General features: G+C 42.6%; 16 protein-coding genes, 1 tRNA gene and 1 pseudogene. 11 read left to right on the forward strand and 7 right to left on the reverse strand.

What is annotated here, in order from left to right; all coding sequences use genetic code 11:
* Positions 1 to 195 precede the first annotated feature (195 nt).
* Together IPP77_05970 and IPP77_05975 are read left to right on the forward strand one after the other, a co-directional pair.
* Complete coding sequence (locus IPP77_05970) at positions 196 to 567, forward strand: hypothetical protein (GenBank protein ID MBL0309224.1); 372 nt, start codon at positions 196 to 198, stop codon at positions 565 to 567.
* Positions 568 to 586: 19 nt separating this feature from the next.
* Entirely contained in the window at positions 587 to 2,263 is a 1,677-nt protein-coding gene (locus tag IPP77_05975; GenBank protein ID MBL0309225.1) for a hypothetical protein, read from the forward strand.
* A gap of 15 nt (positions 2,264 to 2,278) precedes the next feature.
* Here IPP77_05975 and IPP77_05980 read toward each other — a convergent pair whose 3' ends face one another.
* On the reverse strand, positions 2,279 to 3,694 hold the full coding sequence (locus tag IPP77_05980; protein MBL0309226.1) for a hypothetical protein: 1,416 nt from the start codon (positions 3,692 to 3,694) through the stop codon (positions 2,279 to 2,281).
* Positions 3,695 to 4,138: 444 nt separating this feature from the next.
* On the opposite strand from IPP77_05980, the gene IPP77_05985 reads away from it, so the two are divergent.
* Together IPP77_05985 and IPP77_05990 are read left to right on the forward strand one after the other, a co-directional pair.
* Positions 4,139 to 4,474 carry a hypothetical protein gene (locus IPP77_05985; GenBank protein ID MBL0309227.1) on the forward strand — a complete coding sequence of 112 codons (336 nt, stop codon included), beginning with the start codon at positions 4,139 to 4,141 and terminating at the stop codon, positions 4,472 to 4,474.
* A 148-nt stretch (positions 4,475 to 4,622) separates the two neighbouring features.
* Positions 4,623 to 5,237: a hypothetical protein gene (locus IPP77_05990; GenBank protein MBL0309228.1), complete on the forward strand. Its 615-nt coding sequence runs from the start codon at positions 4,623 to 4,625 to the stop codon at positions 5,235 to 5,237.
* Between the two features lie 10 nt (positions 5,238 to 5,247).
* On the opposite strand, the gene IPP77_05995 is transcribed toward IPP77_05990, so the two are convergent.
* The 3 genes from IPP77_05995 to IPP77_06005 all read right to left on the reverse strand — a co-directional run bounded on the left by IPP77_05995 (position 5,248) and on the right by IPP77_06005 (position 8,154).
* The gene (locus tag IPP77_05995; protein ID MBL0309229.1) at positions 5,248 to 5,865 is read right to left on the reverse strand and encodes a recombinase family protein; all 618 of its coding nucleotides are present in this window, start codon (positions 5,863 to 5,865) and stop codon (positions 5,248 to 5,250) included.
* 351 nt (positions 5,866 to 6,216) lie between these two features.
* Positions 6,217 to 7,524, reverse strand: coding sequence for a site-specific integrase (locus IPP77_06000; GenBank protein ID MBL0309230.1), 1,308 nt, complete (start codon positions 7,522 to 7,524; stop codon positions 6,217 to 6,219).
* Positions 7,525 to 8,083: 559 nt separating this feature from the next.
* Positions 8,084 to 8,154: transfer RNA gene (locus IPP77_06005), tRNA-Gln, on the reverse strand.
* Between the two features lie 128 nt (positions 8,155 to 8,282).
* On the opposite strand from IPP77_06005, the gene IPP77_06010 reads away from it, so the two are divergent.
* The 6 genes from IPP77_06010 (at position 8,283) to IPP77_06035 (ending at position 16,012) form a co-directional block, all read left to right on the forward strand.
* The gene (locus IPP77_06010; protein ID MBL0309231.1) at positions 8,283 to 11,687 is read left to right on the forward strand and encodes a DUF2723 domain-containing protein; all 3,405 of its coding nucleotides are present in this window, start codon (positions 8,283 to 8,285) and stop codon (positions 11,685 to 11,687) included.
* A gap of 32 nt (positions 11,688 to 11,719) precedes the next feature.
* Positions 11,720 to 12,493, forward strand: coding sequence for a 23S rRNA (guanosine(2251)-2'-O)-methyltransferase RlmB (rlmB, locus tag IPP77_06015; protein ID MBL0309232.1), 774 nt, complete (start codon positions 11,720 to 11,722; stop codon positions 12,491 to 12,493).
* Between the two features lie 133 nt (positions 12,494 to 12,626).
* A complete protein-coding gene (locus tag IPP77_06020) occupies positions 12,627 to 13,598 on the forward strand; it encodes an acetyl-CoA carboxylase carboxyltransferase subunit alpha (GenBank protein ID MBL0309233.1) in 972 nt (323 codons plus the stop codon).
* Between the two features lie 89 nt (positions 13,599 to 13,687).
* Positions 13,688 to 14,137, forward strand: coding sequence for a hypothetical protein (locus tag IPP77_06025; GenBank protein MBL0309234.1), 450 nt, complete (start codon positions 13,688 to 13,690; stop codon positions 14,135 to 14,137).
* Positions 14,124 to 15,017, forward strand: a complete 894-nt coding sequence (locus IPP77_06030; protein ID MBL0309235.1) for a 4-hydroxy-tetrahydrodipicolinate synthase — start codon at positions 14,124 to 14,126, stop codon at positions 15,015 to 15,017. Before IPP77_06025 ends, IPP77_06030 begins: the two co-directional genes overlap by 14 nt.
* A gap of 146 nt (positions 15,018 to 15,163) precedes the next feature.
* Positions 15,164 to 16,012, forward strand: coding sequence for a mechanosensitive ion channel (locus IPP77_06035; protein MBL0309236.1), 849 nt, complete (start codon positions 15,164 to 15,166; stop codon positions 16,010 to 16,012).
* 30 nt (positions 16,013 to 16,042) lie between these two features.
* Here IPP77_06035 and IPP77_06040 read toward each other — a convergent pair whose 3' ends face one another.
* From IPP77_06040 to mtaB, 3 genes and pseudogenes are all read right to left on the reverse strand, one after another.
* Positions 16,043 to 17,281, reverse strand: a complete 1,239-nt coding sequence (locus tag IPP77_06040) for a prolipoprotein diacylglyceryl transferase (protein MBL0309237.1) — start codon at positions 17,279 to 17,281, stop codon at positions 16,043 to 16,045.
* Positions 17,282 to 17,401: 120 nt separating this feature from the next.
* Positions 17,402 to 17,791, reverse strand: coding sequence for a GxxExxY protein (locus tag IPP77_06045; GenBank protein ID MBL0309238.1), 390 nt, complete (start codon positions 17,789 to 17,791; stop codon positions 17,402 to 17,404).
* Positions 17,792 to 17,836: 45 nt separating this feature from the next.
* A pseudogene (gene mtaB / locus IPP77_06050) lies at positions 17,837 to 19,170 on the reverse strand (tRNA (N(6)-L-threonylcarbamoyladenosine(37)-C(2))-methylthiotransferase MtaB).
* Positions 19,171 to 19,320: 150 nt separating this feature from the next.
* Here mtaB and IPP77_06055 point away from each other — a divergent pair.
* Positions 19,321 to 20,304 carry a Gfo/Idh/MocA family oxidoreductase gene (locus IPP77_06055; GenBank protein ID MBL0309239.1) on the forward strand — a complete coding sequence of 328 codons (984 nt, stop codon included), beginning with the start codon at positions 19,321 to 19,323 and terminating at the stop codon, positions 20,302 to 20,304.
* Positions 20,305 to 20,533: the final 229 nt, after the last annotated feature.

Raw genomic sequence — 20,533 nt, forward strand, 5'->3', positions numbered from 1 at the left:
CAGAATAATTCGACACTGAGGTCACAATCGAACAGTTATTCAGCTTATTTATTGAATCGCCAAAAACGGAATTTGATATAATGAATTTACCATTTGATGGTATCCTACTGAAAGAACGTCGTGAATTAAGAGACTGGAACTCTTTCATGTTAAAATTTAGAAGGAGGTGATGCCTTTTTTTGCTTATGGTTTGAGATGCTAGTTGATAAATCTAAACTCAAGATTATTTCAGGTGAGAACCTTAATAAATATTTTCCAGCTCATTTATTGCCTTACCGCGACAAGGATGAATTTACAATGCCTTTGCCACATTTCTATAAGATGCAATTTTACTTTAGTTCCATTGAAACACTTATCGTTATAGGGTGGAAAGGTAATGAGGCATCGTTCGTCGAACAACTATTACAGCATGCTCGAAAGGTCAAAAAAGTAATTAAAGTTGACCCTGAGCCAGAATCTGTAAAGAAGAATCTCGTATCACTCATTTCAAGAGACTACGTTGTAACTAAAATTTATAATTCCTTTGAAAGTTTTGTGATGAGCAATTTTGAAAAAGACCTGAATTGATACTACTATGGACCGAGGTGTGAAATTTTCAGGTCATCCGGTTATATCCTATAAGGACATTTACGGGGAAATTGTGTCCGAGCAATTTGCAGATTTATTTAAAGATATTCCTACAAATGTTGTAATTGAAATTGTCTCAAACTTCATGGCTAAAATCCATACAGAAGAGACCAGTGCTATTCATCAAGAAGAAATAGTAAAAAACTGGATTGAAAGATTTCCAAACCAAGATAGGAATGAAATCTTGGAAAAATTATCAGAATTCGATTTCATTTTTTTCAACAACGTATCATCTCTATTTTTCATTGAACATGCGTTACTTAATTTTCAGCCCCACAGAGAAATTGATGACCTAACTCCTAAAGAAGAGTACCAGCTATTCCGAGCATATTTAAAAGCTACACAAGAATGGACGGAGGCTCAGCATGCTTCGATGAATGTGAAGGCAATCAAGGATACGGAGGATTTTATCAAACTTATACTACCTGCATATTTGCCTTACTATGAATTTCGAAAGTTCAAAACCTTTTGGATAGAGTTAGCTAAAGCGATTTATTTCTTCAAATTTATTGAACGTGATAATAAATTAGGCCCCTATCTCAACGATTTCTTAACAGTTCAGAAAGTAGCAACTTGGGAGGAATATCTTTTTCGTTTAACCTCAATGTACATTCAACCTTTTATATTGGGGAGAAAATCTGTTTTGATTGTTGATGATAAAGATGACGAGACGGACAAATTTCTTGAAAATATAGTGATTGAAGTTTCTGAGTTTAAGAAAGAGCAAGACTTTCTTAAACTCAGACTTAAACCGGTATACAAGTTGAGTAATCGGCACTTTTCGTTTTTCAATTTCAATTTTTTGGTCGACAAAATATTTCAATCAATCCAATTTGACTTTGCCACAATATTGAAAAATAAAGGAGTAGTAAAAGGCTTAGACGAGTTTAAAACCACTTACTACTCTGAAGAATTCGCGGAAAAATATTTTCTCAACGAAGTGGTGCCTTATCTAATTGGGAAACGAGATAGGGTTATTTCATTAAATGGAGATAAATTAGCTAATCAGTTGGGTGCTAAAGGGCCGGATTATTATTTAAGGTGTGGCACCAAAATATTTGTCATTGAATTAAAGGATATATTGATTTCAGCTAAAGTAAAATGGTCGCTTGATTTTGATGTAGTCAAAGATGAAATACTTAGAAAGTTGATGGTAAACGAAAGAGGGAAACCGAAAGGGATAACTCAACTGGTTAACTTCATTACAACCTTTAAAAAAGACGGGTTTTTCTTTGATAAACTTAATATTGTGGACGCGAATATCTATCCTATTTTGATTTGCACCGATGATTCTTTAAATGCATTCGGAGTAAATCGAATTCTTACAACCGAGTTTCGAACTATGTTGCGTTCTCATTCTATTCCTGCAAAAGTTAATGACCCTATTTTAATCCATATTGATACAATAATTCAATATCAGGATATAATACATGATAAGAAAATCCCGGTCGCACATCTTTTCAATGCCTATATCGACTTCGTTACTAGGCTAAATAAGTGGGATGAAATTCCATTCCATTGGTTTATATCCTTCAAAGATTTTTTACCCAAATACTTATATGATAAAGGGATCCGGGTATCTTTGTTTCCGAGAAGTCTGGGAAAGGTGCTTTCCGAAATCATTAAAGAGAAATGAAAGAAACATTTATATCTAAGCCCAATTTACGGAAATAGTCGGTGGTGGTATCGACAGTGTGTCAAAAGCCTCTATGAAAATCTTGTTAGCTAGCGCCGCGTCATCTGGTAAGCACATTATTGAATCATGAATCGTCACAAATCTGATTCCCTTCTCTATGAGCCGAGGCGCCACAACCTGATACATCAGCGCCGCTTCGCTCCGCTGCATGAGGCAGGCGACAAGTGTATAGGCATTGTTGCTTTTCGCATACCGGAACTTCTTTCCGGGAGGCCGGATTATATCTCTTAACTTGGGAAGTAACATTTCATCCGCATGTTTTATATCCTGAAACATCTTGTGAACGCTGGAAAATGCGTGCCGAAACATCTCGCGGAACCTGCTATTTTCTCCGTAAACGCGGGTTTTAGAGAATAATACAGAAGAGAAAAACAACTTCTTTATCTTATCTCTCGCTTCCTTGTCTTTGGTATCTAAGCCCATACCCCCCATAATGAACTCATATAACCTGCCTTCCACACACAATCTTCTATATAGTAGAAAGTCCGCGTTCCGGGTGTATGGTTCAGCGATGTGTAACAAGGGAATGAACTCAGGCAGGTAGTCATTTATTAAGCGACTGTTCATGAACACGGCTGAAAAGTAAGGCTGTGAGTTTTTGATGTCCAACGACATGAACGGCGTATCTGGGTGTCCTTTGAAACGCAGATATTTCCGGTATTCCTTCGGCATGGTCGTAATGGGTGTGTGTAGACGATGTCCGTAGCTGTCTGTTTTGAACCAGACAAATTCATGATTCATTATCGCCTCCGCCTCTAAGAATTTAATATCATCCGTTGTTTGATACTCTCCTGATGCCCCGGCCAGGCTCCGGTCAAACTCAATGTCGTTGTAGAAATCAAATAACTTGGAATAGACCGGCTGATCCAATGATAGTTCATAGGCCGTCCTTTCACATTCCTTCATGTGCCTGTCTCTGGTTCGCAGCACGGCCTTTACCAGCCAGCCTTTAGACACGGTCTCCCTTCTAAAACGATACCCGCCTTCATAATCTGGAGGTATTCTCCACTTATAGAGTTGGGCATGTCCGCCCACCACATAACTTTTCCCACCGGTGCTGCTGACATGCCTCTCAACGACGCCAAAATCAATCAAGGCATTTACATACTTCAAATAATTATCTGTGCACGTCTGGCGAAGTAAGGTGGAACTGACTGGAAAGAAGTCAGGTAGAAAGTTCTTCGCTTTCTTCGACTTTCGCAGTTTATGATTCTTCAGGTAAGAAAGAAAGAACTGGTGAAGTGTGATGCGCATCACGTCCGGGCACAGCCCTTCACCGGTGATGTCTTCGACCGAATCAATCCATGCGGGAATGCGCACGTTCAATAACTTCTGCAACTTCCTGTCTCCAAAATGCCCCAATGTTTCCATACACTATATATGTCAGAGGAAGCAAAAAGCGACACATATAATAAGGCGGGCGGGCGGGACGACACATAATAGCGCCTATATAGGGCTCCATATATTAGCCATCTCAGCAGACGGTAACATAGATTAAGGGGGATAGAGGACTTCAGCGCACCTCAGCGCACGGCTAAGGTCATCAGGGAAACATAGTAAAGGGAGAGATAGAGATGGATACAGACCCTTTACCAGGCTATGCCAGGTTAAAGGACTTGTCCTATGGTCATGCCTAATGACTGTGTATGCTTGGGATGATGTGTACCGGGACCCTATTCACGGCTAAGCCGGTAAAGAAGTTAACCCAGTTCAATGATACTTCATTGACATCGGCGTACGGCAAGGCCTGAATAGAAGCTAAGTAATCAAAGAGAAAGAGATAGATACAGCTCCTTCACCAGGCCTAGCCTAATAATGATTCATAGAATCACTGCCCCTAGCCATGTTCAGATGACCGGATCAGATTCGGATGCCGCGGCAAAAGATTTATTTCCAAGCTTAGCCTTTATACTCCTGAAAGCATCTTTGCACCCACACCGAGCCCGAATGCGACCGTACACCAAGAAACAGATTGAAGAACTGCTTTACCGGCAGTTGGAATACATCGAAGAGTTGAATGAAAGAATTCAACTGCTGCGGGAGCAGAACGTTATCTACCGAGCCGTGAACAACAAGCTGACCGAGGAAATGCTGAGCAAGGAACCGGTGAAGTTGTACCCCGTCAAATCTGTAAATAAACACAAGGATTGACTGTTTCTTATGGGTTGAAGTCATCGGGCTAAGTTCAGTTGTCTTGTACAAGCCATCGCTGGGAAAAAAACATCTGGGCATCACAGGGTATTGCCGGACAGATTATACTCAGGTACAACATTTTACAGGTAAAACAAAACATAACGACATGAAAATCATAATTAAAGAAGTCAAGGTTAAATTTAATAAAGGCGGTTCTCAAAGGATGAGATTTGTAAAAAGTCAATCAGTGATGCGCAAATCGTTTACGCACATCACGGGCATAGATCAGTCTAATTTTACATCCTATGATGAACTTATAATGAAACTACGTAAATGGTTGAAAGGAAGACCACCGCATTCCGAAGAAGTGGAGTTGGTAATAAGAGCGGCGTGTTTCATCGTGGCAGAAAGCATAACATCTAGGTATGAAGGAGGCGGTGTGGCGGAAACAGAAGACCATGAATTTTATGTGGTCAATATTTTCTCCTCCAATGTCTTGCCTGTTTCTAAAATGGTCAGGGCCTCATTAATGGGTTTTAGAGGTGACATTGGGGCTATGATAGCAACTTCGAAGATGGACTTCATTTACTTAACCAAAGCTGAACTTCGAAAAATCTTGAAAGCTGCGGTCAAGGCGAAGATGTCTGATCTGGTAAAAATTTATAGTAATTTACTTGATGGTACTCCAACGGACGAATCAATAATATGGAATCAGCCGTCCCCTGTACCTCTGGAAGCATACGACACAGAAAATGAATCTGCCGGAGGAATTGACAAATAATTAACCGAGCCTACGGTGCGGTGTTCAACCGGCTCATGTACCCCTTGATTTTATGAACCGTATTGTAATGAACACCGGCCAGCTTGGCCGCCTCTGCTGCTTTGTATCCCTTCTTTAGATACTCCACGGCCTTCTTATTCTTCTCTTTTGACAGAAACTTCACCGCATCTTCCTTTGTATCGGCTTGCCTGCCTTTATAAGTGCCTTTGGCCTTCGCTAGTTTGATCCCCTCCTTTTGTCGTTCGCGTATCTGATTGCGCTCCATCTCGCCCACCACACCCAGGATGCTGATTATCATCTTCGTAACCGGATTCTCTGAACCATTGGATTCTAACGTTCGGAGACCTTGTGCTACGAAGTGTATGCAGATACCGCGCTCTGAAAAGAAGTGAATCGTATTGACGACGTCGCGCAGGTTCCGGCCCAACCGGTCTATCTGCCAGACGGACAAGGTTGTAAGCAGGTTCTTCTCCATATAGCTGAGTATTTCTTTGCCGCCTGGCCGCTCGAAGAAAGGCACGGCGCCGGAGCACCGGTCTTCTACAATCAGGTTATAGTCTTTCGCCTTCACCAATTGGCGGTCGGTGTGCTGATCCACCGTAGATACTCTTACATATAGTACGTTCATTTGCTCACGTTTTTAGGTTGGCCGGGCTTTGAGTCTAATATTGTGAATCCGGTCGCTCCTGGGTGAGGTATTCGCCTTCCGACACCGACTGACGGCTTCACAATTCAGGCTGTAGCCTTAAATCGTGGGTGAAGAAAGCGGAGAATTATCTGGTAAATCGCTAAGAGACGCTAAAGGATGTGGGAATCAACCTGTGTTCAAATGAACACAGGTTGAGAAATACAACATTATATGTGATTCACTTCTGTCTCTAAAGACAAAAGTGTGCTTGCTGTTCAAATCTGGTTAAGAATCTGGCCGTCAACTTGTGTTCAAACGAACACAGGTTAAGAAACCCAATATATCTATGACTTACTTTTTGTCTCCAGAGACAAAGGTCTCGCCGCCCAGTTCATCTGTCGTTAGCCGCATATCCTTCATCACCTGAACGAATTTGTCCCTGTCGACCACACCGGCGTAGAATTTCTGTGTAGTTTTCACATTTTGCCCAGCAATTTCTGCTACCGTTGTAGCCGCTATTTTCCTCGGGCCGATTGCGTGTGAAATGAAACTTTTTCTACCGGTGTGGGTGCCGATGAGTTCCCACTTCTCATAGTACTTGGTCTCTTTGGTGTTGCCGCGGAAGTAGTCAACCGGTGTCTTCGCATTGATACCGGCCTTCTTCGCTATCAGTTTGATGTGCCGGTTCAATACGTGACAGCCTAACTTCGGAAGGGCAAGGTCGCCCGGCTGGTCTTTATATCTGTTTAATATTTTCATCGCCTCTGGGAGCAGCGGAACTACTGTGATGTTGTCCGTCTTCTTGTGGCGAACGTAGGCAGCGTGGTATATCCGGTTGTCACCTTCAAATGATATGGTGCGGATTGCATCTTTGGTCAACGCATCGTAGTCAGAGAACCGTAGGGTTGTCAACGCGCCTACCAGGAATTTATCGAGGACTTTCCGCTCGAATTCCGATTCGGGTTTGTAATCGTAGAGCTTCTTAACCTCTTCCCACTCCAGGAACACGATGCGGGACTCCTTAACCGACACCGTGAACTTTTTGTACTGGTCGTTGTTGTGCATGCCTCTGTCCTTGGCGTAGTTTAGGAATATCTTCATCCGCTTTATATTGCCATGCACTGTGATATTAACATTGCCGACGCTCAACAGGAACTCGGCGTACTTCGCCAGTAACTCTGGGGTTACGTCATCAAACGTCACCTTGCCTTTGGTGAATTCTTTGAACCGGTGGTAGGCCGTCATCATGCTCTTGACGGTTCCGGTCGCGAATCGGTTCCTGTTTAGCTCCACAAACTTCAACCACTCGTCGAAGAAGTTGGCTTTTGCCTGCCTGATGTCCTTCCTCATCTCTTTCAATATGTGGGCGTTGTCTGGTATCTTGCCGTCTGCCTTTGCGGTGAAGTAAATGTCGTTCACCTTCTGTTCCAGTAGGTCTAAGAACCGGTTTACCTCCGCCGAGCGCTTCACATTCAACTTAACCCGCTGCCTCTTCTCGTCGAAGTCAACCAAAGCGGACTTCATACCTGTCAGAGTGCAGAGTCGCTTACCGTCGTAGTTGAACATCATCACGATGTTCCTTGCCCTAGTTGGGCTCTGATCTTCCCATGTATTTCGTTTTTGCACGTAGTACCTGACGTGTTTCTTTATTTCTCTCATCGTCTCTTTTTTTGTTGTCTTGTACGCAATTTAGAATCAGGTTTATAATGGGAAGCGGCCATTCAAACCGGGAAGTTCGCCTTGATTCCCCGACGCCTCATGGCAAGGTTCAATTGATCTGGCGTCCAGTATGGACGTCCCGACATGCCGCGCTGCGGTTCGGGCAGGTCACCGCTCTTTCTGTAATTGTAGATGGTGTGTGTCGGCTTACTCCGAGAATCTCGGCCACCTGGTCTACACTTAGACGCTCCTCCATGAGTAGTGTGTCACGCTTGGCGACGAGTGTCTTCAATATGTCTTCCCTTACTTCGGCCATCTCCTGGCGGACAACGCCCCTGAGTAGTTCTTCGAGTTGTCCCAGTTCGATTCCTATCACTCCGATTTTATCTGCCATGTCTTCCTTCCTGTGGTTTGTTCAAGACCAGTATAGGCGTGAAAGGAGTAAGAAAGGCTCGTTCGCTGGAAGATTATTTTTTAGAAGTGCGTGCCAATAGTGCGTGCACTTTTACCCTATAAACGACGAAACCCTTGCTGGGCAAGGGTTTCGGAGCGTTATCAGTTGGCCCAGCAGGATTCGAACCTACATACACAGAACCAAAATCTGTAGTCCTGCCATTAGACGATGGGCCAAAATGAGGGCGCAAAAATAAACATCTCGCTATCTTTTACAAGCGCGAGAACCAACGGAGTGGTTTCTTCATCAAAAAATCTATTTTTACGCGCCCAGAAAACGCTTGTTTGGGATAAAATAATTTTGAATGCAGAAATATAAATTACTGAACAACATCTTCGGAGTTGTCTCCTTCATTTTTGCCGCGGTGGTCTATACTATGACCATGGAGAGCAGCGGTAGCTTTTGGGATTGCGGAGAATTTGTTTCCGGTTGCTATAAGTTACAGGTGGTTCACCCACCTGGAGCCCCTTTCTTCCTTATATTGGGACGAATTTTCACACTATTTTCAGGTGCTGACCCATTAACGGGCGGAAACCCTAGTAACGTGGCACTGACGGTCAATCTAATGAGCGCATTGGCTACGGCGGCTTCGGTAATGTTTCTATACTGGACGGTGACCGCATTGGCAAAAAAACTAGTTTTCAAAGATGGAGAATATACGACCGGTAGGATTATCACTGTGATAGGTGCTGGATTGATAGCTGCTACTTCCTGTACTTTTTTGGATTCTTTATGGTTCAGTGCAGTGGAAGGGGAAGTTTATGCGCTTTCACAGTTCTTTATGTCTTTTATCGTTTGGGCAATGATGAAATGGGAATCGGACGACAGCAAATATGCCGATCATTGGCTGGTGCTGATTGCCTACATGACCGGGGTTTCTATTGGGGTCCACTTGTTGAGTTTGTTGGCATTGCCGGCTCTAGCCATGATTTATTATTACAAAAAATTCAAGACTACCTTAACCGGATGGCTGACTACCGCCGCGATTGGTTTCGGGATATTGGGATTTTATATGAAGTTCATTATCTCTTTCACGCAGTCGTACCTTGCCGGAATGGATTTGTTTTTCGTCAATACGCTACATCTGAGTTTTAACAGTGGAGTCATATTTGGTGTTGTTTTATTGTTGGCGCTCATCGTCGCCATCATTCGCTATACCCATACGGGCACGGAAAAAGATTATAGAATAGCTATGGGTATAGCTGCGTTTTATGTTTTGATGGGCTTAGTTATCAACGACAGTGCGATGGCACGTTTTGTTAAGTTGTTTTTTATAGCGGGCTTATGGGCAGCGCATAAATATGGATATGAGGCAAGGAGAATTTTGAATATTGGTATTTTAAGTATTGCCTTTTCTTACATAGGCTATATCTCGTATCTGATGGTTCCTATTAGGTCTATGGCTAATCCGCCAATAAATATGAATCGCCCTACCGATCCTTTTACGCTCAAAAGCTATGTAGATCGCGAACAATACGGAGACAGACCTTTATTAAGAGGCCCGGATTATACCGTAAGTTATTACGATATTGAAGATTATATCACGACGGGTGAACGCTGGAGAAAGGATGCGAAGAGCCAATCTTATGTTTTTGACGGAAACAAACAGGATTACAAATTTCGCAGTTCGGTGCAGATGCTTTTCCCTCGTTTAGGCTTTTGGCAGGAAGATGCCAAGAAGAATGCTTACCGTGCCTGGCTGAATCCTGATTATAACGTTATTAATCGTCAGTCAAATGAAATAGTAAAATCTTTTCCACCTAATAATATGCGTCAGGCTACTGATTATGCCAACAATCTGAACAAAGATGGAGGAAATCAATTTTATGTGAAAGATGATATTTCGTTCGGCGATAACCTTCGCTTCTTTTTCAAGTATCAGGTTGGCTATATGTATTTCCGTTATTTTTTCTGGAATTTAGCCGGAAGACAGAATGACATTCAAGGTACTTATGGCAATGACGACGGACGATGGATAAGCGGTATTCCGTTTATTGACAATTCGGGTAGATTTTTTACGCCAGACTGGCCTCAGGAAAATCTTTCACAGTCCATGCTGAAAAACAAGGCACGAAATAAGTTCTACATGATTCCATTTGTTATCGGAATGATTGGACTGATTTATCTTTTCTACAAAGATGAAAAGACCTTTTGGGTGGTTTTGGTGTTGTTCGGAACCACCGGCTTCCTGCAAATCATTTATCAAAATGAACCGCCGATTGAACCAAGGGAGCGGGATTATGCCATTGCATCTTCGTTCCTGACCTTTACTATCTGGATAGGATACGGCGTGATTGCCATTATAGAATTTCTGAGAACACGGTTAAAACTGCCTGATGTTCCTGCTGCGTTAGGAACTATTTTGCTTTGTGCTTCAGCTCCCTTTTTGATGGGTTCGCAGGGTTGGGATGATCATACTCGTCATCACCGATACACGGCACGGGATTTTGCGATTGACTATTTAGAGTCTTGTGCGCCAAATGCAGTCTTGTTTACACAAGGAGATAATGACACCTATCCATTATGGTATGCTCAGGAAGTAGAGGGCATTAGAACAGATATCCGTATTATTAATCTTTCCTTGTTAGGTGTGGATTGGTACATTGACCAACTGCGCTATAAAATGAATGACGCGCCCGCGCTTAAAATGTCTTTTACCCCTGACCAATACAGTGGCAGTAAAAGAGATAGAATTCGATATCGGCAGCATCCAAGTATACCTCAGGGTAAACCTGAAAATTTAAAGCATGTAATGAAATTTATCGCCAGCGAACAGTCGCAGGACAGGGTTCCAACTTATCAGAATGGCGAATTAGAAAATTATCTCCCTACAAAGGATTTCTATTTAGATATGGATACCAACCGGGTAAAAGAAATGAACATGTTGGCAACGGAAGATGAATCTCAAATGGTTTCCAGAATGCAGTGGAGTATTGATAATAATGATTTACTTAAAAATGATTGGATGACTCTGGATATTGTCGCCAGCAATATCGCTGAACGACCCATTTATTTTGCTGTTTCAGTTTCTCCCGATGCTTATCTTGGATTAGAAAAATATTTTCAATTGGAGGGCTTAACCTACCGCGTAGTGCCCAAAGTAAATCCGAGCGGCTCTCCGTATAGTGCACCACCAAGAACAGACGTGATGTATGAGAACATGATGAAGAAATTTAAGTTCGGTGGAATCACGGAAAACCCACACATCTATTTAGATGAAAATATTCTTCGAATGACCGTGAATATTCGTGGCAATTATGGAAGATTGGCAGATGCCCTTCTTGCCAAAGGAGAGAAGGAAAAAGCGGCCGGGGTCATTGATTACTCCTTAAAATCTATGCCTCCAAGTAGAGTACCTCATTCTGTTTTCAACTATTCATATCCTGAAGTCTATTATCAGGCTGGTCAAAAGGAAAAAGGAAGAAAACTACTCACCGAAATTATGGATAAGGCCAAAGATGAACTTCGCTATTATCAAACGGTTTACAAATTTGTTTTGGAGGAAGCACGTAAATCTGGCGACATGGGCTATTATTCTCAGTTGCAGCAGGGGCAGTTCACCGAAAGACGAGAGGTTCGGGAACAATTATATATCATGCAGGAATTGGCCGCCACCGCAAAGAGAAACGAAGACCCTGAATTTATTGCCAAAGTGGAGAAGGATTTTAATGACTCGCGGATGGCATTTACACAATCGCAAAACAGATAATGAAGCGGTTCTATGAAACGAGTAGTTGAATAATGGAAGATACACAGCAACACTTTTGCATTTTTGGGCGCTTACCTGTAATTGAAGCATTCAAAGCAGGTAAGCGCTTTGATAAAATTCTTTTGTTGAAGAATATAATGTCGGATGAAATCCGACAGATTCAACAATTCGCCAGAGACACGGAAACACCACTGCAACTAGTTCCGAAAGAAAAACTGGAAAGTGTAGCTCGTAAATACTCTAAATTCAAGGAGGCAAATCATCAAGGAGTTATCGGTTTTCGATCTATTATTGAATATTATTCCTTGGAGGATGTACTCCATAATATCTATGCTAAGGGCGATACTCCTTTGCTAGTTGTGCTGGATGGCATTACAGATGTCGGAAATTTTGGTGCCATTGCCCGATCGGCTGAATGTTTGGGCGCTCACGCCTTGATTGTTCCGTCACAAGGTTCCGCTCAAATCAACTCAGAGGCGATGAAAGCAAGCGCGGGTGCTTTGAATAAGATTCTGGTTTGCAGAGAGAAAAGTCTTGTAACCGCCATCAAATTCCTTCAGGTAAACGGGATTCGTGTCTTTGGAGCTGATATGAAACATTCCAATGATCTCTCTAACGAAGACTTTTCGGTCCCTTGTGCCATTGTTTTAGGTTCCGAAGGGGATGGTATTTCCAAAGAGGTTGCGAGATTGTGTGATGAAAAAATTTGTATCCCAATGAGAGGCAGCACTGCTTCCTTAAATGTTTCGGTCAGTGCCGGAATTATTCTTCATGAAATCAATCGGTCAAGGTCGAAGCGCGTCTAATTCCATTTTGGAAAATAGACGTAACAAACGAATCTTTAATAATTACTTTGCAGAAGTAGTGTGCTAACTTCTTCGTTTTATACTTATAAGCCCGGCTCCTGATTTTTTTATTTCTTTGGCCCAAATTACTGCTATGAATTACTTGGATTTTGAGAAACCGATTGAGGAGTTGCATAAAAGAATAGAAAAACTGAAGCATGTCGGGGAGAAAAAAGCTTCTAGTGCCGATAAGAAAATTCTGGTATTAGAAAAGGAAGTATTAGAAAGAAAGAAGGAAATCTATTCAACTCTCACTGTTTGGCAGCGTATTCAGGTATCTCGACACCCTGATCGCCCCTATTCGCTATTTTATATTGAAAACATCTGTGAGCAGTTCATTGAATTGTTCGGTGATCGGAACTTTAAAGACGACAAGGCCATTGTCGGAGGATTGGGAAGCATAGAGGGGAAAACCTACATGTTTATAGGGCATCAAAAAGGAATCAATACCAAGATGAGGCAGTATAGAAACTTTGGGATGCCAAATCCTGAGGGTTACCGGAAGGCACTTCGTCTCATGAAACTGGCGGAAAAATTTAACAAGCCGATAGTAACCCTCATTGATACACCCGGTGCATATCCGGGAGAAGAAGCTGAACAACGCGGTCAAGGAGAAGCTATTGCTAGGAACCTGATTGAAATGGCTGGGCTCAAGGTACCGGTGTTGTGTATTGTTATTGGTGAAGGTGCTTCGGGAGGTGCGTTGGGGATAGGATTAGGGGACCGGTTGCTGATGCTGGAAAACACTTGGTATTCGGTGATTTCCCCCGAGTCATGCTCATCTATCCTTTGGCGGAGTTGGAACTTTAAAGAAAAAGCCGCTATTGCCTTAAAACCAACTCCCGATGATTTGCTAAAGTTCAAAATCATTGATGGTATTGTGAAAGAGCCGGTAGGAGGGGCACATGCTAATCCGGAGGCAGCAGCTACAACCGTAAAAAAGACCATCATTAAACATATCGGCGAACTGGAAGCTATGACTGTTGCAGAAAGAATCCAGCATCGGATTGATAAGTATGCCCAAATGGGGGTTTATGAAACGCTTGGACAAGCAAGTGAGGCATGAAACTCTGGGATAGCTTCCGTAATTTTTTTTATAAAAGGAGCTTACGTGAACAAATTGCTCACCTTCAAGTAACAAGAAGTGTGACTAACTTGAGTAATGCAAAGGAGATTGGAATTCTATTTGATTACTCTTCTCCTGAAAACGAAAGGGTGGTGATAAAATTTGCAGAGGAGCTAAAGAGCAGAGGAAAGCAAGTAGAGATTTTTGCTTTTTCCAATAATAAAGAGACGGTTCCGGCATCAGGGGTGCAATTGCTAAATAAGGCAGACGTAAATTGGGCACAGATACCAGAAGGCGAAGTGACGGATTCATTCATTCGCAAAGACTTTGACTTGTTATTGTGCTGCTTTATTCAAAGTAACCCGACATTGGAGTACATCGCCCGGATAAGTCATGCCAAGTGGCGAGTGGGGATATATTCACCGGACAAAACAGATTATTATGATCTGATGGTTCATTTAGAGGCAGGGAAAGATTTAGCGTCTTTAATAGAACAGATCGAACATTTTTTAAACCAAATAAATTATGATTCAAACTAGACTTAAAGGCACGGGAGTCGCTTTGGTTACGCCTTTTAATTCTAAAGGGGAAGTAGATTTTAAAGGGCTTGAGAACTTGGTCAACCATTGTATCACAGGCGGGGTGGAATATCTCGTTTCACTTGGCACCACAGGGGAATCAGCGACGCTGACTAAAGAGGAAAAAATCAAAGTGCTGGAGTTTACCATTGAAAAGAATTCAGGAAGAGTACCTATTGTGGCCGGCTTTGGTGGTAATGACACCAGAGCAGTGGCTAAGGAATTGGAAAATTTTCATTTCAAAGGAGTGGATGCGGTTCTTTCCGTCAGTCCTTATTATAATAAGCCTTCGCAGGAGGGTATTTTTCAACACTACAAGATAATTGCGGCTGCTTCTCCTCGCCCTATAATTCTTTATAACGTTCCGGGCAGAACCTCCTCCAATATGAAAGCAGAGACTACTTTGCGGTTGGCTAACGAAGTCAAGAACATTATCGGTATAAAGGAAGCATCGGGTGATTTCATTCAGTGTATGAAGGTTTTAAAATACCGCCCTGATAATTTCTTAGTGGTATCGGGCGATGATAATATCACTTTGGGATTAATGGCTTATGGAATGGATGGCGTGATTTCGGTAGCAGGTCAGTCGTTTCCTAAAATATTTACGGAGATGGTGCGGCAATGCCTGAAAGGTGATTTCGCTGCTGCCAGAATGCTGCACTACCAGCTAAGCGACATTACAGATATGCTTTTTGAGGAGGGAAATCCTGTGGGGGTAAAATGTGCGTTGGCCATTCAAAATATCTGTGAAGATAATTTGCGCCTACCATTAGTAGTGGCATCGGATGGGCTAAAGAAGAAGTTGAAGGAGGCAATAAGCAGCCTCGCCCTTACCCGCTGATAGTTTTATTTTTTCAGAATCTTTGATAAAGAGGGATGGAACAGTTTTTTTTGTGGAGAGGATTCCAAAGGAACAATGACTTCTATTCTTACAAGTATTCCGATGTGGAAGGCTATCTTTGAATTACAACTTAAGACCGGTTTATTATGAAAGATTTTTTGAGTTATTCCTTGTTCAGAGTAGGTGCCTTTTCTCTGACCGTTTCACAATTGGTTTATGTAGTGATTCTAATAGCGGTCACGTACCTATTGCTGCAAATCCTAAGAGGAGTCTTGAACCGATATAAAAAGTTTGATGACGGACAGAGATTTACGGTGTACACCATGACCAAATACTTTGCCTACATCGTCGTTTTTTCTGCTTCTTTAAGGCTACTAGGTATAGACATTTCCGTTATTGTGGTGAGTTCAGCAGGACTTTTTGTAGGTATAGGCCTAGGCTTGCAAGGCTTGTTCCATGATTTTGTTTCGGGTATTATTCTTTTGGTGGAAGGGACAATCAAAGCAGGAAGTGTAATTCAGATTGGAGAGAAACGGGTGGAAGTTTTAGAAATCAAGTTCAGGACTTCGGTAGTAAAGACGAGAGATGAAAAAGAAATTGTCGTCCCCAATTCCTACCTGACTAAAAATGAAATCATCAATTGGTCGAATCAAAGAAACTTGAACCGCCATTCTATTGATGTTAGGGTCGCCATTGAAGATGTCGAGCGGGCTATGGCCGCCATGAAGCAAATCGTCCAGAAGCATCCCAAAGTATTAGCCAAACCGGAGCCTTATGTTCGCATCGAACAGTTTGCAGAATATGCAGTGGAATTAAAAGTCTTGTTTTGGTCTGAAGAGGTTTTTGCAGTAGGAAGAATGTTAGGCGAAATCCGCTTGCTGATTCTTCACTCCTTTAGAGAGAATAATATTTCCCTGCCTTTCCCGAAACAAGTAGTATCCATTATGGACAGAGAACAGAAGAAAACCTCTGATGACGACAGAATATTTAACTGACCACTGGTTTAGTAAACCCTAAAAAAGGGTTTAACTATTCTCTTTTTTGATTTCCGCTCCCTTTCTCTGATAATATCTCCATAAATAAATGGTGCCGACAATACCACCAACAAACAACACAATCGAAATCAGTTCAGATTGACGAAATCCTATTCCAAAAAGATAAGTCAATTCACGTTCGCCGATGTCGCGCAGTTGCTCTATGGAATATCGCTGAAGTCCTATAAGCACCATGAAAGCTGTGACGACGATTCCAGGCCGGTTTGTAAATCGTTTGCGAATGCCCCAGAGTATGGCAAAGATGACCAGACACATCAGGAACTCATAGATGGGAGTAGGATAAGCCGCTTGGCTGAGAAGGTGACAATGCTCTTCTACACAACCGGGGATATAATTATGAGGGTCTGCATCTATGATGTTATGCTCGTAGTGGCTGCTCCACAGAAATTGCGGTATGAAAGAAGGTTTGGCGTGTAGGTTTGCTACACCCCAATCACCATCTCCCGAAACCTGACAACCCAAACGACCGATACCGTTGGCAACGATAAAAGCGGGAGCAATACAATCAAAAAAGTGAAGCAGGTTAAATTTCTTAATCCGTGCGTAGATAGCAAAGCCAATGGCTGCACAAATTAGTCCGCCGTAAATAGAAAGTCCGCTGAAGAGAGAACCGACCGGGTCTTGCCAAAAGGTTTCATAGTCCGAAGGGTCTTCAAAATAGTTGAAGAGATTGGACCCCAGCACCCCCAGCACCGCTGCAATCACCACGAGATCGCCCATTGTGTCAGAGGGGAAAATGGTAATCTTCTTTTTAATTGGTTGCGGTAGTTTCTCTTTGTTTTTAGCGTAATAGTAGTAATAGCATAAGCCGGCGCCAACCAATATCCCACCTATCCAACTGCCATGACTCATAGAAAGCATGTATTCCTTGAGCGGGAGTATGTAGGTGCTGAGTTCGGTGAAGTAAGAGAAGAAGCCGATTATCTTGAATCCCAATACAAACCCGAAGAGGAAATAGAAGACCAACTCAAAAGGGGTAATCCCTTCACCAACAGTTATTTCGCTTTCATTGCCGGTTAACAAGCCTAATTTTTCGCGACGGCGCAATTCGATGGTAGCAATCTGTGCACCAACGAGGAAGCCAATCGCCACAAAAAATCCATAACTATATACCGGTAGAAACCGAAAATCTAAAGAGGGAGATTCACCGAGGGCAAAATAGAGCCAGTCGGTGATTTTGGCGAAAGAGCGGAGGAGGATTAAGAGCATAGTACAATTGGTTTCTCGCTGTGAAAAATAAATATCGTTTCACGCAGAGATAAACAGAGAAGCAGGAAACGCAGGCTGGTCGTTCTCTGTAATATCCAATGCTTTGTATGAAACAAGAAATTAATTACCATCTACATATCTATTGGCGATGCGCTGGATTCCATCTACCAGTTTTGATTCGTTGAAATTAATCAGTAATCCTATTTGTAGTCCAGTGAGGCGTAAATAAGTAACTACCTGCTTCTTATGAACGTGGCTAAGGAATTCTACAGATTTAAGTTCTACCAAAACTTTGCTTTCTATTATCAGGTCTGCACGAAAGGCTGAATTGATTTTAATTCCCTGAAATACGATAGGTATTTCTTTTTGACGCTCTACTTGCAACCCGTGTCTGGTAAGTGCATGACACAATATTTCTTCATAAACAGATTCAAATAACCCCGGCCCTAATTCTCTATGAATATGAATACTGTGGTCAATAATCGCGGAAGTAATTTGATTAATAATCATCCCCTGTTTGTCTCTGCTTCCCTGTGTTCTCTGCGTGAAATATTATTAAACCAAAACCGACTCATTCAACAAAATTCTACCTTTTACATACCCAAAATCCGAAACCTCATCCAGCGAAACAGTATGAATGGTGTTGACTAATTTTTCATCAAAAGGTACAGCGACTTTGATATAGTTATCGGTGAAGCCATAGGTGATACCGTTGTCGTTTTCGGACTCAAACAGCACTTGGCGGTTGGTGCCAAGATGTTCGCTGTAGAATTTTCTTTTCTTCTTTTCAGAAAGTATGCGGAGCATTTTGTTGCGCTCTTTGCGCTCGTTGATAGGGACAACCGGAGAGATATTCAACGCACGGGTATTCGCCCGTTCGCTGTAAGTAAACACATGCAGATAAGAAACATCCAACTCTTTTATGAGGTTATAGGTTTCCAGAAAATGTTCTTCTGTTTCGCGGGAAATCCCACAATCACATCTACGCCAATGCAAGCATGAGGCATCACGGTTTTGATTTGGGCCACTCGTTCGTGGTAAAGTTTACTGAGGTATTTCCGCCGCATCAGCTTTAAAATTTTATCTGAACCGGACTGAAGCGGAATATGAAAGTGCGGGGTGAATTTTTCCGAAGCTCCGACAAAGCGGATGATGTCATTGGAAAGTAAATTAGGCTCGATGGAAGAAATTCTGAATCGTTCTACTTCTACCTTTTTATCTAAGGCCTGAATCAGTTGAAAGAAATCTTCGTCGTTGCGTTCGTTCCCATCGCTTGATTTTCCGTAGTCACCAATATTGACACCCGTCAAAACAATCTCTTTCACGCCGGTGGCGGCCACCTTCTGCGCCACTTCAACGGTATGTTCAATCGAATGGCCACGGCTCTTTCCGCGCGCCATCGGGATGGTGCAGAAGGAGCAGAAATAATCACAACCGTCCTGCACTTTCAAAAAGCTGCGGGTTCGCTCGCTCGAAAAAGCATCGGCATAGAAACGGACATCGTTGATGTCGCCGCTCACCACCAGCGTTTGCTCTTGTTCTTCTAACTGCTCCAGATATTCATGAATCTTGAATTTTTCATTCGCACCCAAAACCAGATTCACCCCCGGAATCGCCGCTATTTCATCCGGCTTCAACTGCGCAAAGCATCCCACCACAATAATCTTAGCACCGGGGTTGGTTCGCAAAGCTGTTTTCACCACATAGCGGGTTTCTTTGTCGGCATTCTGAGTAACCGAACAGGTATTGATGATGTAATAATCGGCACGGTCGCTGAATTCCACTTTTTGGAATCCTTTTTCAACCAAACTTCTTCCAATGCTGGAAGTTTCGGAGAAATTGAGCTTGCAACCGAGGGTATGCAGCGCTATTTTGCGGTTATAATACATCGGGTGGCGAAGATAGAAAATCAGTTGGCAGGATGATTTTAGATTTTAGAAGCCAGATTTCAGAATAAAAACACCTTAGCGTTCATATCTAAATCTCCCTTCTAAAATCTAAAATCAAAATTTTTTCTCTCTTCGCTCTTCATGAAGAAGATAGTACGGATAGGAGTTTTTGGTGTGGGCCATTTGGGTAAGATTCACGTCAAGTTATTGAAGGAAATTCCCGGATATGAAATCGTGGGGTTTTATGACCCCGACGATGACAATTCATCCAAGGCAGAGGAAGAATTTGGCCTCACCCGTTTCGATTCTCCCAAGAAGTTGATGGCTTCCTGCGATGCGATTGATATTATTTCGCCCACCATCACGCACTATTCTATCGCACAGGAAGCGGTGAAAATGTCGAAACACATTTTTGTTGAGAAGCCAATGACCGAAAGTCTGAAAGACGCAAAACATTTGGTGAAGTTGGTGGAAGAAGCGGGTGTCAAAGCGATGGTGGGGCACGTAGAGCGTTTCAATCCGGCCTTGCTCAGTGTGAATAAGAAATTGCTACAGCCGGTTTTTATCGAGGTGCATCGGTTGGCGCAGTTCAATCCACGTGGAACGGATGTTTCGGTAGTGCTCGATCTGATGATTCATGATATTGACATCATTCTGAGTTTGGTGAAAGCCAACATCAAAAGAATCAGCGCCAGCGGAGTGGCTATTGTCAGTAAATCGCCGGACATTGCCAGTGCGCGGATTGAATTTGACAACGGCTGTGTGGCGAATGTGACCGCCAGCCGCATCTCGCTAAAGAGTATGCGAAAGATACGCATCTTCCAACCAGGGGCCTATGTCAGCATGGATTTTCTGGCTAAGAAAAGTGAAATCATCCGCATAGAAGATGAACTGCCTACCGATGTCGTCCAGCCTTTAGAGATTGAACTGGCAGACCATACCAAGAAATATATTGTTTATGAAGCACCCGAAACGGAGGATAACAATGCTATAAAGATGGAACTGGAACTGTTTCTAAAGGCTATTATCGAAAACAAGCCCGTTCCGGTAAGCATTCAGGATGGATACAACGCCATGGACGTGGCTCACCAAATTCTGGACAAGATTGAACAGCAGATGAGCCATAGAAAATAGAAAAAACGGCTCAAACACTCGATTCCTCACCTCATCCCTGCGGTAAGGCTCCTCGCGAATTGTTAAAAAATAGGGGAAAACGGCCTAAAAGTGTTACCATTTTCCAAAAAGTAGATGCTTTTCGTCAGAAAGGAGCTCCTTTTTTTCTGGGAGCACGTCCTTTTTGTCAGAAAGTAGCTACTTTTTCTCTGGGAGTACCTCCTTTCCAGCCAAAAGCACCACCTTTTTT

The sequence above is a fragment of the Bacteroidota bacterium genome, from assembly GCA_016722375.1.
Taxonomy (GTDB): Bacteria; Bacteroidota; Bacteroidia; order Chitinophagales; family LD1; genus Bog-950.